This is a genomic window from Stenotrophomonas sp. PUT21, from assembly GCF_052232875.1.
In the GTDB taxonomy this organism is placed as follows: domain Bacteria; phylum Pseudomonadota; class Gammaproteobacteria; order Xanthomonadales; family Xanthomonadaceae; genus Stenotrophomonas; species Stenotrophomonas maltophilia_N.
Map to the genome: position 1 here is coordinate 3,054,736 of NZ_CP197645.1, position 17,077 is coordinate 3,071,812.

General features: G+C 67.9%; 12 protein-coding genes. 3 read left to right on the forward strand and 9 right to left on the reverse strand.

The window, feature by feature from the left end:
• Positions 1-6 precede the first annotated feature (6 nt).
• A complete protein-coding gene (locus ACTT2I_RS13910; protein WP_421099074.1) occupies positions 7-1,428 on the forward strand; it encodes a M28 family peptidase in 1,422 nt (473 codons plus the stop codon).
• Between the two features lie 326 nt (positions 1,429-1,754).
• Here ACTT2I_RS13910 and ACTT2I_RS13915 read toward each other — a convergent pair whose 3' ends face one another.
• From ACTT2I_RS13915 to ACTT2I_RS13945, 7 genes are all read right to left on the reverse strand, one after another.
• Complete coding sequence (locus ACTT2I_RS13915; RefSeq protein WP_421099073.1) at positions 1,755-2,594, reverse strand: TrmH family RNA methyltransferase; 840 nt, start codon at positions 2,592-2,594, stop codon at positions 1,755-1,757.
• Positions 2,587-4,104 carry an alanine/glycine:cation symporter family protein gene (locus tag ACTT2I_RS13920; protein ID WP_088432712.1) on the reverse strand — a complete coding sequence of 506 codons (1,518 nt, stop codon included), beginning with the start codon at positions 4,102-4,104 and terminating at the stop codon, positions 2,587-2,589. Before ACTT2I_RS13920 ends, ACTT2I_RS13915 begins: the two co-directional genes overlap by 8 nt.
• 129 nt (positions 4,105-4,233) lie before the next feature.
• On the reverse strand, positions 4,234-7,359 hold the full coding sequence (locus ACTT2I_RS13925) for an efflux RND transporter permease subunit (RefSeq protein WP_421099072.1): 3,126 nt from the start codon (positions 7,357-7,359) through the stop codon (positions 4,234-4,236).
• A complete protein-coding gene (locus ACTT2I_RS13930) occupies positions 7,356-8,444 on the reverse strand; it encodes an efflux RND transporter periplasmic adaptor subunit (protein ID WP_088432744.1) in 1,089 nt (362 codons plus the stop codon). The genes ACTT2I_RS13925 and ACTT2I_RS13930 overlap by 4 nt, the downstream gene beginning before the upstream one ends.
• 248 nt (positions 8,445-8,692) lie before the next feature.
• Positions 8,693-10,750, reverse strand: coding sequence for a TonB-dependent copper receptor (locus tag ACTT2I_RS13935; protein WP_421099071.1), 2,058 nt, complete (start codon positions 10,748-10,750; stop codon positions 8,693-8,695).
• 70 nt (positions 10,751-10,820) lie between these two features.
• Positions 10,821-11,255 carry a hypothetical protein gene (locus tag ACTT2I_RS13940; protein WP_088432741.1) on the reverse strand — a complete coding sequence of 145 codons (435 nt, stop codon included), beginning with the start codon at positions 11,253-11,255 and terminating at the stop codon, positions 10,821-10,823.
• 249 nt (positions 11,256-11,504) lie between these two features.
• Positions 11,505-12,488 carry a LysR family transcriptional regulator gene (locus tag ACTT2I_RS13945; RefSeq protein ID WP_088432711.1) on the reverse strand — a complete coding sequence of 328 codons (984 nt, stop codon included), beginning with the start codon at positions 12,486-12,488 and terminating at the stop codon, positions 11,505-11,507.
• A 237-nt stretch (positions 12,489-12,725) separates the two neighbouring features.
• On the opposite strand from ACTT2I_RS13945, the gene cysK reads away from it, so the two are divergent.
• Together cysK and ACTT2I_RS13955 are read left to right on the forward strand one after the other, a co-directional pair.
• Positions 12,726-13,685: a cysteine synthase A gene (gene cysK / locus ACTT2I_RS13950; RefSeq protein ID WP_088432710.1), complete on the forward strand. Its 960-nt coding sequence runs from the start codon at positions 12,726-12,728 to the stop codon at positions 13,683-13,685.
• Positions 13,686-13,922: 237 nt separating this feature from the next.
• Positions 13,923-14,522: an O-acetyl-ADP-ribose deacetylase gene (locus ACTT2I_RS13955; protein ID WP_088432709.1), complete on the forward strand. Its 600-nt coding sequence runs from the start codon at positions 13,923-13,925 to the stop codon at positions 14,520-14,522.
• 4 nt (positions 14,523-14,526) lie between these two features.
• Here the strand turns inward: ACTT2I_RS13955 and ACTT2I_RS13960 are convergent, their stop codons facing one another.
• Positions 14,527-15,843, reverse strand: coding sequence for a M1 family metallopeptidase (locus ACTT2I_RS13960; protein ID WP_421099070.1), 1,317 nt, complete (start codon positions 15,841-15,843; stop codon positions 14,527-14,529).
• Positions 15,844-15,970: 127 nt separating this feature from the next.
• Entirely contained in the window at positions 15,971-16,975 is a 1,005-nt protein-coding gene (locus ACTT2I_RS13965; protein ID WP_088432708.1) for a class I fructose-bisphosphate aldolase, read from the reverse strand.
• Positions 16,976-17,077 lie beyond the last annotated feature (102 nt).

Here is a 17,077-nt window from a genome sequence, read left to right on the forward strand (position 1 = left end):
TCGTCCATGCGTCGCCGCGTCCTTGCCATCGCATCTTCCCTCGCCCTGCTGGCCGCACCCGCGTTCGCGGCGACCGGTATCACCACGCTGCCGCCGACATCGCTCGCCACCGCCGCCGAGCTGCGTGAGCAGGCCCTCAAGGACGACACCGGCTGGAAGGTGGTCGAGTCGCTGACCACCGAGATCGGCCCGCGCATCGCCGGCAGTGAAGCCGACGCACGCGCCGTGGCCTGGGCGGTGGCCAAGTTCAAATCGCTGGGCTTCGACAAAGTCTGGACCGAGCCGGTCACCTTCCCCAAGTGGGAGCGCCGCAGTGAGCACGCCGAAGTGATCGGCAAGCATGCCCAGCCGCTGACCATCACCGCGCTCGGCGGCAGCCCGGGTGGCACGGTGGAGGCGGAAGTGGTGCGCTTCGCCGACCTGGCCGCGCTGCAGGCCGCGCCGGAGGGCTCACTGAAGGGCAAGATCGCCTTCGTCGATTACCAGATGACCGCCTACCGCGATGGCCGCGATTACGGCAACGGCGGCGCGGTGCGCAGCAAGGGCCCCTCCGAGGCGATCCGCAAAGGTGCGATCGGCTTCGTGATGCGGTCGGCCGGTACCGACTCGCACCGCGTGCCGCATACGGGCATTACCCGCTTCGATGACGGCCTGACCCCGGTTCCGGCCGCGGCGCTGTCGGTACCCGATGCCAACCAGCTGGCGCGCCTGGTCGCGCTGGGCAGCACCACGCTCAAGCTCAGCCTGGATTGCGGCTGGGATGGCAAGGCCACCTCGTACAACGTGATCGGCGAGATCACCGGGCGCAGCCTGCCCAAGGAAGTGGTGGTGATCGGTGGTCACCTCGATTCCTGGGACCTGGGCACCGGCGCGGTGGATGACGGTGCGGGCGTGGGCATCACCATGGCGGCCGGCCATCTGATCGGCCAGCTCAAGCAGGCGCCCAAGCGCACCATCCGCGTGGTTGCCTTCGCCAACGAGGAGCAGGGCCTGTACGGCGGCAAGGCGTATGCCGAAGCGCATGCCAAGGACGTCGTGCTGCACCAGCTCGCGGCCGAAAGCGATTTCGGTGCGGGCCGCATCTATGCCTTCAACACCGGCTCGCCGAACCCGGCGAACTCGCGCGAAGCGACCCGCCAGATCGCCGAGGTGCTCAAGCCGCTCGGCATCGAGTACGCCGCGGACAAGGGGGGCCCCGGCCCGGACGTGGGTCCGCTGGCCGCCAAGGGGGGCGCGTGGGCGTGGCTGGCGCAGGATGGCAGCGACTACTTCCACCTGCACCACACCGCCGACGATACCTTGGACAAGATCGACCCGGCCGCCCTGGCGCAGAACGTAGCGGCCTACACGGTGTTCGCCTACCTGGCCGCCGAGGCCGATGGCAGCTTCGGCAGTGAAGCCAAGCCGACCACGCCGCCAAACGAATGATCCAAACACGCAAGCGGCAGGTGCCGACCGTTGGTCGGTACAAAAAAAAGCCCGGTCGCAATGCGACCGGGCTACCGGGATAACGTCACACCCCACGCGGTGAGCGCCGCTAGACCTTCGCGGTCCGGACAAGCGGATCGCCGCGCTGCGGGGGTGTCTCTCCTCACCCACGCAGCACAGCGTCCACCCGGCACTGTGCGCAGTTTGCACTGCATGCACTATGCGATTAATCCGAATCGGATGTAGTCACGACGATTTCGGTGAAACCGATCACACCGTGGGTGGCGCGAATGACGCCGCGCTCCCCCCGAAAACGCACGCAGTGGTCAAACGCGACTGCGTCCGTACCACTGCGCCAACAGTACGGCCGTCGCCGAAGCGACGTTGAGGCTTTCCACCACGCCGGTCCCCGGGATCGAGACCTGATGGTCGCAGTCCTGGGCCAGCGCGCGGTCCATGCCCTCACCTTCGGCGCCCATCACATACACCAGCCGCGGCGGCAGTGCCGCGGCGAACAGATCATCGCCGCCCTCCACCAGCGTTGCCGCCAGGCTCAAGCCGGCGGCACGCAACTGTGCCATCGCCTCGGGCAGCGCCGGCAGGCGCACCAGCGGCACCGCCTCGGCGCCGCCTTCGGCCACGCGCGCGGCCGCACCTGACAACGCCAGCGTGGAATCCGGCGGCAGCAGCAGCCCGGCCACACCGAAGTGCGCTGCCGAGCGCAGGATCGCACCGAAGTTGTGCGGGTTGCCCACGCCATCCAGCCACAGCGCCAGCACCGGCTTCCCGGCCGGCAGCGTGGCCAGCCATTCGTCCAGCGCCAGCATCGGCGCGCGCAGCACGTCGGCGACCAGCCCTTCGTGATGGGTGGTGGCGGCGAGCTTGTTCAGATCGCCCTCTTCCACCACGCGGTACCCCACGCGGTTGGCCACGCACCACTTCAGCACCGGCTGCATGCGCGGAATCAGCGCCTCGGTCAGGTACAGCTTGCGCAGCGCCTGCGGGCGATGCTCGAACAGTGCCTGCACGGCATTCCAGCCGTACAGGCGCAGCTCGTCGTTGCCACGGCCGGGCGGCGGCGGGGTGCCACCTTCGCGGGGCGGCAGCGGCGTGGCGCGCGGCGGCCGCGAGGACGGACGGCGCGCATTCTTCCAGGGATCATTCACTACGGGACAGCTCCAGCTTGCGGGTACGCCAGAAATCGGCGTTCTTGATGCCCAGGGCATCGGGGTCGAAGGTCGGATCCAGGCCGAGCTTCTTCTGGCGTTCGTAGTCGCGCAGGGCCAGCATCGCCGGCTTCTGCACGATCAGGATCGCGATGATGTTCAACCACGCCATCAGGCCCACGCCGATGTCACCCAGCGCCCACGCCATGCCGGCATTGTGGAACGCACCGAAGATCACCATGCCGATGATGCCCAGGCGCAGCAGCAGCACGGTCAGCGGACGCTTGGCGTTGTTGTTGACGTAGGTCAGGTTGGTCTCGGCCATGTAGTAATAGGCCATGATCGTGGTGAAGGCGAAGAAGAAGATCGCGATCGCCACGAAGCCTGCGCCCCAGCCCGGCAGCACGGTTTCCACCGCGGCCTGCGCATAGCCTGCGCCTTCGGCCACACCGGCCAGGCCGGCGAAGACGGGCGCGCCACCCGGCACCGGCGAATACACGTTGTAGGTGCCCGCCGCCAGGATCAGGAAGGCGGTGGCGGTGCACACCATCATGGTGTCGAAGTAGATCGCAAAGGCCTGCACGTAGCCCTGCTTGGCCGGGTGCGAGACCTCCGAGGCCGCGGCCGCGTGCGGGCCGGTGCCCTGGCCGGCCTCGTTGGCGTAGATGCCGCGCTTGACGCCCCATTCCACCGCCAGGCCCATCATCGCGCCGAACGCGGCATGCGCACCGAAGGCACTGCTGAACACCGTGTGGAACATGTCCGGCACACGGTCGTAGTTGATGATCATGATGACGATGGCCATCAGGATGAAGGCGGCAGCCATGAACGGCACGACCACCTCGGCGAAGTTGGCGATGCGCTTGACGCCGCCGAAGATCACCACGGCCAGCAGCAACGAGACCACGACACCGATGCCGAGCTTGAGCGCCTGCACCGATTCCAGGCCCATGAACTGACCGTCCAGCGGCCCGCACAGCGCACCGCCGCGGCAGGCATTGATGATGCTGTCGGCGATGGCATTGGCCTGCACGCCCGGCATCAGGAAGCCGGCGGCGATGATGGTCGCCACGGCGAAGGCCAGCGCGTACCACTTCAGGCCCATCGCTTTTTCGATGTAGTACGCCGGGCCACCGCGGTAGCGGCCTTCGGCATCCTTGGTCTTGTAGATCTGGGCCAGGGTGCACTCCACGTACGACGTCGAGGCGCCGAGGAAGCCCATCACCCACATCCAGAAGATCGCACCGGGGCCGCCAAAGGCGATCGCGGTGGCCACACCGGCGATGTTGCCGATACCCATGCGGCCGGCCATGGACATGGCCAGCGCCTGGAACGAGGACACGCCCGCCTCGGATTTCTCACCCTGTACGGTGAGCCGGCACATCTCCACGAAACCACGGATCTGCATGAAGCGGGTGCGGGCACTGAAGTACAGGCCTGCGGCAAGACACAGGAAGATCAGAGCTTTGCTCCAGATGATCCCGTTGATGAAACTGACTACTTCTTCCACGCGCTCTCTCCAGTCGGCGGAAACAAAAGGAACGTCCCCGTCGGCTGGGACCCGGTCGATTCTCCACGATCCGCGCCGGGCTGCGTAGTGGCAATTTCGATGAATGGGCGGCAGTGCCGCCCATTCGGGTCAGGCGTGCCCGCCCACGGAGGGGGTTTCCGCTTCCTGGCGGGCCAGTTCGCGCGCCACGGCTTCCGGCGAACGCGTGTACGGGGCCAGCAGCGAGTAGAAGGCGGGCACCACGAACAACGACAGGAAGGTGGACACGGTCACGCCGAAGATCACCACCACGCCGATCGTGCCCCGGCTGGCCGAACCGGGGCCACCGGCCACCACCAGTGGGATCGCACCGACCACGGTGGCGATGGAGGTCATCAGGATCGGGCGCAGGCGCACCATGGCCGATTCGACGATGGCCTGGTGCACGTTGCGGCCCTCATCGCGCAGCTGGTTGGCGAACTCCACGATCAGGATGCCGTTCTTGGCCGCCAGGCCCACCAGCATCACGATGCCGATCTGGCTGAACAGGTTGATCGTGCCGCCGCTGACATACAGCCCCAGCAGCGCGCCGAGCACGCCCAGCGGCACGGTCAGCATGATCACCAGCGGATGGATGAAGCTCTCGAACTGCGCGGCCAGCACCAGGAACACCACCAGCAGGGCCATCGCGAAGGTCAGCAGCACGGCGCTGCCGGCGTTCTGGTACTCGCGTGACTCGCCCTTCCAGCTGATCTGCGCATGCTGCGGCAGCTCTTCGCTGGCCACCTGCTGGGCCCAGGCGATGGCTTCACCCAGCGGATAGCCCGGGGCCAGGCCGGCGTTGATGGTGATCGAGCGCAACCGGTTGAAACGGTTGAGGCTGCCGGCCTCGGCCACTTCGCTGAGCGTGACCAGGTTGGACAGCGGCACCAGTTCGCCACCACTGGCGCGCACGCGGATCGCGGCCAGATCCGACGGCGAGGCGCGGCCTTCGCGGCCCGCCTGGACCAGCACGTCGTACTCCTCGCCGTTGTCGACGAAGGTGGTGACACGGCGCGAGCCCATCATGGTTTCCAGCGCGCTGCCGATCGCGGTGACCGACACGCCCAGATCGGCCGCACGCTGGCGGTCGATGTTCACGCGCATCTGCGGGCGGGTTTCCTTGTAATCCGAGTCCGCACCGACCAGGCCGGGGTTGTCGGCCATGCGCAGCAGCATACGGTCACGCCACTGTGCGATTTCCGCGTATTCCGGGCCGCCGAGCACGATCTGGAACGGCTGGCCCTGGCTGCGCACCAGGCCGCCACCGACCTGGGTACGCACGCGCACGCCACGCAAATCGTTGAGGTGGGTCTGCAGCTCGGCCGCCACATCCGGGGTGGACACATCGCGCTGGCGCCACGGCTGCAGGAACACGCTGATGCGGCCGGTATGCATTTCTTCGCTGGAGCCCCAGCCACCGGGCACGCGCGGGTTGGCGCGCACGATCGGCTCATCTTCGCCGACGAAACCGGACACGATCTTCTCGACCTGCTGGACCTGGCCGACGGTGTAATCGAAGCCGGCGCCTTCCGGGCCGTCGATCATGATCTGGAACGAGCCGCGGTCTTCGGCCGGGGCCAGTTCGGAGGGCAGCACCTTGAGCAGCAGCGCGCTGGCCAGCAACGAGAGGATCATCACCACGATATAGACCCAGGTGCGGGTCACGTGCGCTTCCAGGAAGCGACCGTACGCGGCCGAGAGGCGATCCAGATTGCGGTTGATGACGCCGTGCAGGCCCTTCGGCGCCTGGCCGCTATGCGGCTTGAGCAGCTTGGAGGCCATCATCGGGGTCAGCGTCAGCGACACGAACGCGGACAAGGCCACCGCCGCGGCGAGCGCTACGGCCAGCTCACGGAACAGGCGGCCGGTATTGCCTTCCAGGAACCCGACCGGCAGGAACACCGCGACCAGCACGGCGGTGGTGGCGATCACCGCGAACGCCACCTGGGTGGTGCCGCGCTTGGAGGCGACCAGCGGCGGCTCGCCCAGGTCGATGCGGCGCTGCACGTTTTCCACCACCACGATGGCGTCATCCACCACCAGGCCGATACACAGCACCAGCGCGAGCAGGGTCAGCAGGTTGATCGAGAAGCCGAAGGCATACAGCGCGATGAAGGCGGCGATCAGACAGACCGGCACCGTCACCGCCGGAATCAACGCCGCGCGGAAGCTGCCCAGGAACAGCCAGATCACCGCCAGTACCAGCAGCATCGCCTCCACCAGCGTGGCGTACACGCGATCAACCGCGGCTTCGATGAAGGTGGTGTTGTCGAACGCGACGAAGATGCGCGTGCCTTCCGGCAGCGTGCTGCTGATCCGCTCGGCCTCGGCGCGTGCTTCGCGCGCGACATCCAGCGCGTTGGCGGTGGAGGTCTTGACGATGCCCAGGCCGATGTTCGGCTCGCCGTTGCTGCGGTAGTAGGCACGGCGTTCGGAGGAAGCCAGTTCGATCTTGGCCACATCGCCCATGCGCACCACGTAGCCGTCGGCGCCCTTGCCGAGCGGAATGCCGGCGAAGTCTTCGGGTTTGACGTAGTTCCGCTCCACGCGCAGGGTGAAATCGCGGTCGGCCGATTCGATGCGGCCCGCCGGCAGTTCCACGTTCTCGTTGCGCAGCGCGGTTTCCACATCGCCCACGGTGAGGCCGCGCGCGGCCAGCTGGTCGCGGTCCAGCCAGATCCGCATCGCATACCGCTGGCGGCCACCGATGCGGACCTGGGCCACGCCATCGAGGCTGGAGAACCGGTCGACGATGTAGCGGTCGGCGTAGTCGCTCAGCTCCAGCGTGTCCATCGAGGTCGAGCTCATGTTGAGCCAGATGATGGGATCGGCGTCGCTCTCGACCTTGGCGATTTCCGGCGGCCGCGCCTCTTCGGGCATGCGGTCGGCAACCCGGCTGACCGCATCGCGCACATCGTTGGCGGCCGCTTCGATATCGCGGTTGGAGGTGAATTCGATGCTGACCTGCGAGCGCCCGTTGGAGCTGCGCGCGTTGATGGTGTCGATGCCTTCGATACCGGCCAGGGCATCTTCCAGCACCTGGGTGATGCGGCTTTCAATGACCGCCGCCGACGCACCGGTGTAATCCACCGAGACTGAGACGATGGGCGGATCGATCGCCGGCAGTTCGCGCAGGGTCAGGCGGGTGAACGACATGAAGCCCAGCACCACCAGCAGCAGGCTCATCACCACGGCGAACACCGGCCGCTGGATGGAAACGTCGGAAAGCTTCATCCGGCGGTGTCCGGTTCAGCCGCGGCAGCAGCGGCCGGCGTGGCCGGTGCCGCCTCTTCGGCCTGGATCTTCAGACCCGGGCGCAGCTTGCCGGTGCCGTCCACCACGATGCGGTCACCGGCGGCGAGGCCATCGCGGATTTCGACCACGCCACTGCGGCGCGCGCCGGCGGTGATGTCCACACGCTCCACCACCTGGTCCGGCTTGACCCGGAACACGTACGAATCGCGCCCGACCTGCACCACGGCGATTTCAGGAATCACCAGCGCCTGGCGCTCGGGGCGGAACATCCGCACATCCAGCAGCATGCCCGGGCGCAGGGCATGGTCGGCATTGATGAAGTCCGCGCGCACGGTGACCGCACGCGTACCCGGGTCCACGCGGGTATCGATGGTGGCGACCTGGCCTTCGAAGTTGCGGCCCGGGTAGGCCACGCTGGTCGCGTTGACCTTGTCGCCGGTGCCCAGCGAGGCCAGCTCGGCTTCGGGCACCTGGAAATCCACGTGCATGCGCTCGATGTCGTCCAGCGTGGTGATCGCGGTGCTGGGGGTGACCAGCGAACCGGCGCTGACCTGGCGGATGCCGAGCACGCCGGCGAACGGCGCGCGCACGCGGCGATCACCGATGTCCGACTGCATTTCACGCACGCGGGCATCGGCGGCATCGCGGATGGCGCGCTGCGTGTCCAAGGTGGAGCTGGCCACGAGCTGCTGCGCGGCGAGTTCGCGCTGGCGCTTGTACAGCTGGTCCGCTTCCAGGAAGGTGGCCTGGGCCTGCAGCAGTGCGGCCTCCTGGGCCTGGCCGCGCAGGGTCACCAGCGGCGTGCCGGCGCTGACCTGCTGGCCGCTTTCGAAATGCACCGTCTCGATGATTTCGCTGACCTTGGCGGTGACCGTCACCGATTCGCGCGCCTTGGCCGTGCCCAGTGCCTGCAGCGTGTCGCTCCATGCCGAGGTCTGCACCACCTGGGTGGTGACCGGTACGGCGTCTGCCTGCCGGCGAGCGGCCTCGTCTTTGCTGCCACACCCAGCCAACGCGACCAAGGTGATGCCAGCGGCGAAGCGCGCTGCGATGCGTCCCAACATGTAATCCATTCCCGGTTGTTTCTCGACCGCCGAGTGTATAGAGGGGTCGAGCCGGGGCATATGTGCCAAGCGTTTACCGCCCTCTTCACATCTGCCGGTGACGGGCGAAGGCCTTTCCGTGCTGGGGCCTGCGCGGGATGTATCGCCATGTATCGACGCATGTCGAAATGCGCCGGCGGTGCCGGGCTGTCGTACCCGGCGGCGGCAGGCGCCGGGCGGGAGGCTGGGCCCCCGCCCGGCCGTGAGGCTCAGTAACGATAGTTCACTTTCAGCCAGGCCGTGCGGCCGGGCTCGTTGATGCGCACCGGATCGGCAGGGAAGCCGAAATCGGCGCTGCCGGCCAGATTCAGATGCTCGCTGTAGGCGCGGTCGAACAGGTTGTCCACGCCTGCACTGACCAGGAGCGCCTCGTTGATCCGGTAGCTGGCGTTCAAGGCCAGGGTCGCGAAGCCGGCGCTGGGGCCGAGATCGCGGGCGACCACGTTGCCCTGCCCGGCCGCGACCCGGCCCTGCCGGGAGACCGCACGTGCCAGCGCCCCCACCGTCCAGCGCTCGCCTTCCCAGGCGGTGCTGAAGCGGGCTTCCAGCGGCGGCATCTGCGGAAGGGCGCGACCGTCGCTGCGGTTCTCGCCCCAGGCATAGGCCAGCGTGCCGCCGAGCTTCCACTGCCGGGCCAGCTGCCATTCGGCGCCCGCCTCTGCGCCGGCGATGCGCGCATCCACATTGGAGGCCTGGCTGGTGCTGCCCATCATGCCGCCGTCGCGGTAGGTGAACAGGATGTAGTCCTGGAGGCGCCCGGCGTAAGCCGAGACCCAGGCATTGAGGCGGTCGGTGCGGTACTGCAGGCCCAGATCGAGCTGGGTGGTTTTTTCCGGCTGCACGCCGGTGAAGGCGTTGATCGCGCCCACCGGGCCGAGATTCGGCGAGAACAGTTCCCAGTAGTCGGGCATGCGCTCGCTGTGGCCGACGCCGGCGTACCAGGTCAACGCGGGGGCGATGTCGCGCTCGAACCGGACGAAGCCGCTGCCGAGGTTCTCGCGGCGGGTCTGACCTGCCGTCGGGTTCGGCATCGCCATCATGCCGGCGGTGGCGCGCTCATCCTTCACCTCGGCACGGTCGATGCGCAGGCCGCCGACCCAGCGTTGCGCGGTGCCCTCGCGCAGGGTGATCTCGGTGAACGCCCCGAGGTTCTCCAAGCGTGCATCGGTGCGCCACGGCTGCTGGCGGTACACGTTGCGGCCCATCGCGTTGCGGCTGCGATGGCGGCTGTCCTGCGCGTCCACGCCGGCCACGATGGCGATGTCCTGCCAGCGCCATTCCGAGGCGATACGGCCACCGGTGGTGCGGCGATCAACGTTGGAGGCCATCGGCATCGGCATGCTGCTGGCCGGGTTCGGCGTGCGCAGCGTGTAGTTGTCCATCACGTGGTCGGCGTCGTTGTAGTACACGTTGGCCTGCAGCTTGTCCCATGCACCGGGCAGGTTGTCCCTTTCGAAGCGCGCGGCGTAGCTGGTGCGCTTGAACGCGGCACCGTCCATGCCACGGCCGGCGTAGCGCGCGATCGCATCGCCGGTGCCGGCCGACAGCTCCAGCACGGTATCGGCATCGGGCGTCCAGCCGACGGCGACATCGCTGTTCCACTTGCGCCACTTGGAGGGCACCACATCGCCGTTGCCGTCCTTGTAGTCATCCGATTCGGAGCGGTTGCCGTTGACGCGCACATACCCCGGTGCGGCGCCGGCGGTGAGATCGAGCACCTGGTCATTGCGGTTGCGTGAGCCGACCAGGGCGCTGGCGTTGATATCCATGCCCGGTTGATCGAAACGCGGGGTATCGCGCTCGAAGCGCACCGTGCCGGCCGAGGCGCCGGCGCCCCAGCGCACGCTCTGTGGCCCCTTGATGATGGTCAACCGATCAAAGGTTTCCGGGGCGATGTAGGACAGCGGGTTGTCCATGCGCGAGGGGCAGGCACCGATCAGATTGCCTTCGTTGCTGACGATGTTCAGGCGCGAGCCGAACATGCCGCGCAACACCGGATCGCCGTTGGTGCCGCCGTTGCGGACCGCGGCGAAGCCGGGAACCGTCTTCAGGTAATCGGCGCCATCGCTGGCCGGCACCGGCTGCCGCGGCAGGCGTGGATCGGTGACCCAGTGCAGCGGCGAGGACGGCGCGGTGGCAGTGACCACCAGCGTATCGAGGGTACGGGCGTCATCGTTGGCGGCATGCAGCGGCAGCGCGACCAGGGCCAGCGAGAGGGAAACAGACAGGCGCGTCAGTGCGCCCGCGCTGCGGGAAGAAACCGTCATGGTGAAACTCCAGAAAAGCACGCAGGCACGCGCCGCCATCACGGCGACACGGGCAGGAAGGGCGGTGGTTTCAGGAGCGTGCGGGCGGGCCGCGTGCGGCGTGGGCGGGCCAGCGCAGGCTGCGTGGCGTGGGCACCGCGCGCAGCACGCGCGGTGCGATGACCGGCATCGCCGGCAACAGCAGGATCAGCACCGCCAGCCACGGCATCAGCCGCGAAGCCATCATGCAGTACTCGCAGGCGTCGCCATGCCCGGCATGCTCGCTCATCGGCGGCGACGGTGCGGGGGCGTCATGGGCAACCGGCGTGGCATCCACCGCCATGGGCTGCATCGCCATGTCGTGATGCGGCATGAGGTGATGGTGCATGTCGTGCTGCGGCATGGCGTGCCCTGCGTGCACATCCGGCAGCGCCGGCATCGCGTGGGCCATGCCGGTCGGCATCAGCATCACCGGCGCCTCGGCATGCGCCTGCTGCCAGCGGCTGACCAGCGGCGCCAGCGCCATCAGCAGCGTCGCCACGAAGGCAAGCTGCAGAAAGACGGCATACGGGCGACGGCGGACATTCACCCCGTCATGGTAGCGCCCGACCGTGCGCCGGGCAGCCCGAAACCCTGCGACCAACCGTCGCAGTGGCCTTTTCGAAGCCCCCCCACCGAACCCCTCAACCCTCTGGAGAAAAGCCCCGTTCTGTTGAAGGGGGCGCGCCAACGGCGCGGGGTAGAGGGGGAATGCGCGGGCAGACCATCATCGTCGTCAGACGGTGATGGTCTGCGTCAGCGATTCCCAGGTCGGCGGCAGCGGCCAGTTGGCATCCTGATTGCCATCGATCACCCGGCGCAGGTCGCGGGTGTCGATCTGCGGGGCAAGCACGTGCACCAGTTCCAGCGCGTAGTCGCGCAGTACGCGGTCGCGCGGCAGCACCGCCCAGGCGATGCACTCGTCGATCGGCGCCGGGGCCGGCCAGGCGCGCAGGTCTTCATCGCTGGCGTTGACCGCCATTTCCGCGAGCAGGCCAACCCCCAGCCCGGTGCGCACGTAGGTCTTGATCAGGTCCGCATCCAGTGCGGTCAGCGCGATATCGGGGGTCAGCCCGGCGCTGGCGAATGCGCGCTGCAGCGAAGAGCTGCCGCGGGTGGAGGATTCGTAGCTGATCAGCGGATGGCTGGCCAGCGCCTGCAGGTCCGGCGCCGCGCCCGGGCGGTCCAGCGCATGCCCGCGCGGCACCAGCACCAGCCGGCGCCAGCGGTACAGCGGAATGGCCAGGCCGGCAGTGGGTTCACCGCCGGCGGTGCTGATGATGGCGATGTCCGCATCGCCCTGGCTGAGCAGGTCCAGCGCATCGCTTTCCGCCGCCTGCTGCAGATGCACGCTGACCTGCGGGTAGGCCTGCTTGATCCGCGCCACCGCCGGCGGCAGCACGAAGCGCGCCTGGGTATGCGTGGTGGTCAGCACCAGCTGGCCCTGGCTTTCGCGGCGCTGGTTGGCGGCATAGGTGCGGATGTTGTTGGCTTCGCCAAGGACGGCGCGGGCGCGACCGATCACTTCCACGCCGGCCGGGGTCACTGCTTCCAGGCTGCGGCCCTTGCGCACGAACAGCAGGAAGCCGAGCTCATCCTCCAGTTGCTTGAGCTGCTTGGACAGCCCGGGCTGGGTGGCGTGCACACGGGACGCGGCCAGCGTGATGTTCAGCTCGGCGTCGGCGATGGCGACCAGATAGCGAAGTTGGGTCAGCGTCATGGGCGGGCGATACGGCGCATGGAGAGGGGGCCATCCGACTGTAGGGCAAATGCCGTCACCAGCTTATAACCAAACGTTGTTTAAGAAGGTAATCAGGTCATTTCGCGCGGTCATATGCCAGCGGTACGGTCTGACCGACCCCGGGCCGGATCACGTGCGGGCGCCCTGCGCCGCCACCGGCCGACCCTTCCCCGCCGCACGGCCCCCGGGCGGCACCGACACCTCCGGAGCATCTCCATGGCCCTGTACGACTCCATCCTGGACACCATCGGCAACACCCCGGTGGTGCGCCTGCACCGTCTCGCCCCCGAGCACGTCACCCTGTACGCCAAGGTCGAGTCGTTCAACCCGGGCGGCTCGGTCAAGGATCGGCTGGCGCTGGCGATCATTCTCGACGCCGAAGCCAAGGGCCTGCTCAAGCCGGGCGACACCATCGTGGAGGCGACCTCCGGCAACACCGGCGTCGCCCTGGCGATGGTCGCGGCCGCGCGCGGCTACAAGTTCGTGGCCACGATGGTGGAGACCTTCTCGATCGAGCGCCGCAAGTTGATGCGCGCCTATGGCGCGAAGGTGATCCTGACCCCGGCCGCCGAGCGCGGCTCGGGCATGGTGCGCCGCGCGAAGGAACTGGCCGAGGAACATGGCTGGTTCCTGGCCAGCCAGTTCGCCAACCCGGCCAACCCGGCCTATCACCGCAACACCACCGCCCCGGAGATCCTGCGCGATTTCGCCGGCAAGCGGCTGGACTACTTCGTGACCGGCTGGGGCACCGGCGGCACCCTGACCGGGGTCGGCGAGGTGCTCAAGGTCGCCCGCCCGGACACCCGCATCGTCGCCACCGAGCCCGAGGGCGCTGCCCTGCTCAAGGGCGATGAGTGGAAGCCGCACAAGATCCAGGGCTGGACCCCGGACTTCGTGCCGGAGGTGCTCAACCGCGGTGTCTATGACGAATTGCTGACCATCGACGACGCCCGCGCGATCGAGACCTCGCGCCGGCTGGCCGCCGAGGAAGGCATCTTCGTGGGCATCTCGGCCGGCGCCACGGTCGCCAGCGCGCTGGACATCGCCGCCAAGGCCGCGCCCGGCGCGGTGATCCTGGCGATGCTGCCCGACACGGGCGAGCGCTACTTCTCCACCCCGCTGTTCGCCGACATCAACGAAGGCTCCGACGACGACTGGCTGGCCGGTCTGCCCTGATCTGCCCGTTGGTCCGCAGGAACGACGCGCCCGCCCTTACCGGCGGGCGTTTTGCATGGCGCGCTTCATCTGCGGTGAAGCGATCCGGCGGCATCGTGTGAAGGTCAGCCAGCGCTCGCCGGGTCGCACTGCCTGAGACGACGATGACGCAGCCTAGATGTCCTGCCGGGTACCGTGCAGGTCAGGCATGTCATTCCGTTGTATGGACCCGGTAACAGTGAGTAAGGAGCGGTACGCATGAAGATCGAAGTGTGGCAGGGCGACATCACGACCCTGGCGGTGGATGCGATCGTCAATGCGGCCAACGAGTCCCTGCTGGGCGGCGGCGGTGTGGACGGCGCGATCCATCGCGCGGCAGGCCCGCAGCTGCTCGACGCGTGTCGCGCCCTGCCGGAGATCCGCCCGGGCATGCGCTGCCCGACGGGCGAGGTGCGGCAGACGGCGGCCTTCAACCTGCCGGCAAAGCATGTGTTCCACACCGTCGGCCCGGTCTGGCAGGATGGCCTGCGCGATGAGCCGGCGCTGTTGGCCAACTGCTACTGGAAATCGCTGCAACTGGCCGAGAAGCTGGATCTGGAATCGATCGCCTTCCCCGCGATCAGCTGCGGCGTGTTCGGCTACCCGCTGCACCAGGCCGCGCACATCGCCGCCACCGAGACCCTGACCTGGCAGCGCTCGCATCACCAGCCGCGCCGGATCATCCTGGTGGCGTACAACGCGGCGACGTACAAGGCCTACCAGTCGGCGCTGGCGGCGGCAGGCCAGCCGGTTGAACCCTCGACCTCGGCGATCTTCGCACCGCTGCCGTTGGGGTTGCCGCCGGCGGCAGCGCACTGACGCGTCAACCGACGCCGTAGACCCACTGCGCGAAAAACGGCTGCAATGATCGGCCGGCCGCGGTTTCCATCGCACGCTGGAAATCGGCGGTCACCACCGACCGCCCATCATTGGCCTGCGTGTACGCACCGAGGCCGCGCCAGAACGCGGCCTCGCCCATTTCGCCGCGCAGCAGGTGCAGTACGTACGCGCCCTTCTGGTACACCACCGCGCGGTCATCGCCGGTCGGCGCGCTCCAGTCCGCGTACACCAGCGCATGATCCGCGCCCTTGGCACGCAGCGCGTCCAGCCGCGTGCGCCAGATGGTGACCTGCGCCTGGTAGGCCGCCTCTCCCTGCGCCTGCTGGAGGTAGGCGGCGGTCATGAAGTTGGCCATGCCTTCGTTGAGCCAGAAATGTTCCCAGCCGGCGCAGGTCACCCGGTTGCCCCACCACTGATGCGCGGCCTCGTGCGCCATCAACGCGGTCTGGGCGGGGTCTTCCAGCAGTTGCTGGCCGTAGCGCTCGGACATCAGCGACAGCCCGGCCATTTCCTGCCCGATCGTGCGGGCCACCAGCGCCTGCTGATAGTCGCCGCGATACGGCAGTCCCGCGCGTTCGGCGAAGAAATCCAACATCGCGCCCGTCGCGGTGAACACGCGCTGCAGCTGCCCGGACGAGCGCTCCCTGGACAGGAACCGCAAGCCGGTCGCGCCATGCTGCTGTGTGGCTTCGTGATAACGGCCCGCGGTGAAGCCGTAGACATACCCCGGCATCGGCGTCTCCAGCTGCCAGCGATGTTCGATGCGCCCATCGGGAAGCGTGCGCACCGGCAGCGCGCGACCGGTCCCGGCGGCCAACAGGCCCGCCGGCAGGGTCACGGACAGGGCCAGCGTGGCGCGCTCGTCGGGAGCATCCACCGAGGGCATCCACTGACTGGTCGAAAAGATCGTGTAGACCTCGTCGCGCTCGGTCGCGAATTCCAGGCCATACGGCGGTTGGCCGTGATAGCGGATCGTCACGCTGGCGGTATCGCCCCGCGCAAGCGGTTCGGCCAGCGTGATGTGCACCTTCGCCTCGTCCTGCGCGAACGCCAACGCGCGATCGCCCTGCAGCGCCGCCGTCACCTTGAGCGCGCCGCTGTCCAGCGTCACTGCGCGCAGCGCACGCTCGGCCCGGAACCGCACCGTCTCCTGGCCGGTGACCCGCTTGTGGGCGATGTCGGGCACCAGCGCGACCTCGTAATGCAGCACATCGAAGCCGCGCGATGCCACGGCGTGCGCCGATGCGCTCACCGGCAGCAACGGCAGCACACACAGCCAGATACAGAGGCGAGCGAACATGAGACCCATCCATGCGAAGGTGGATCGCATCGTGCCAGAGCACGCGCGCCTTTGCGCACCGTTGTATCGCGCAAACAAAAACGCCGGCACAAGGCCGGCGTTCTCGTTGACGGTGGACAGGCGTGAATCAGCCGTTCCACTTGCCCAGGGCGGCCTGGCCGTTTTCCTTGGCACGGTCGAACACGGTCTGCTGTGCCTTGGCGACGTTGGCCTTGGTGTCCTTGGCCCACAGCTTCAGCGCGGCCTGCTGCATGGCACGGCCGTAGGAGAAGCTCAGCGGCCACGGCAGGTTGCCCATCTGGTTCATGGCGTTCAGATGCGCGGTGGACTGCTCATCGCTCTGGCCACCGGACAGGAACACCACGCCCGGCAGGATCGCCGGCACGGTGCTCTTGAGGCACATGACGGTCGACTCGGCCACTTCCTCGACGTCGGCCTGCTCTTCGCAGCCCTTGCCGGAGATGACCATCGAAGCCTTCAGGATGGTGCCTTCCAGCAGCACGTTCTGCTGGTACAGGGCGTCGAACAGCGAACGCAGGGTCGCTTCGGTGACTTCGTAGCAGGTTTCGATGTCGTGGTCGCCGTCCATGATTACTTCCGGCTCGACCATCGGCACCAGGCCACATTCCTGGCACAGCGCGGCATAGCGGGCCAGCGCATGGGCATTGGATTCGATGCAGGTGCCCGACGGGATGCTTTCACCGATGTTGATGACCGCACGCCACTTGGCGAAGCGCGCGCCCAGCTTGTAGTACTCCTGCAGGCGCTCGCGCAGGCCGTCCAGGCCTTCGGTGACCAGCTCGCCCGGGCAACCGGCCAGGGCATGGGCGCCCTTGTCGACCTTGATGCCCGGAATGATGCCCTGGGCGGCCATGTACTTGGCGAACGGGACGCCGTCCTTGGTGGACTGACGGATGGTCTCGTCGTACAGGATCGCGCCGGAGATGTGCTCGTTCAGCTTGGGCGTGGTGAGCAGCAGTTCGCGGTAGGCGCGACGGTTCTCCTCGGTGTTCTCCAGGCCGACGCTGGCGAAGCGCTTGCCGATGGTGCCGGTGGATTCGTCGATCGCGATGATGCCCTTGCCCGGGGCGACCATGGCCTGTGCGGTTTCAGCCAGCTGTTCGATGCTCATGTACTTCCTGTGGCGGGTGCGGGAAAACGCCAATTATAGACCCCGCCTCCCGTGAACTGGCCGTCCACGAAATCTGGAAACGATTCCATCTGAAACGACGAA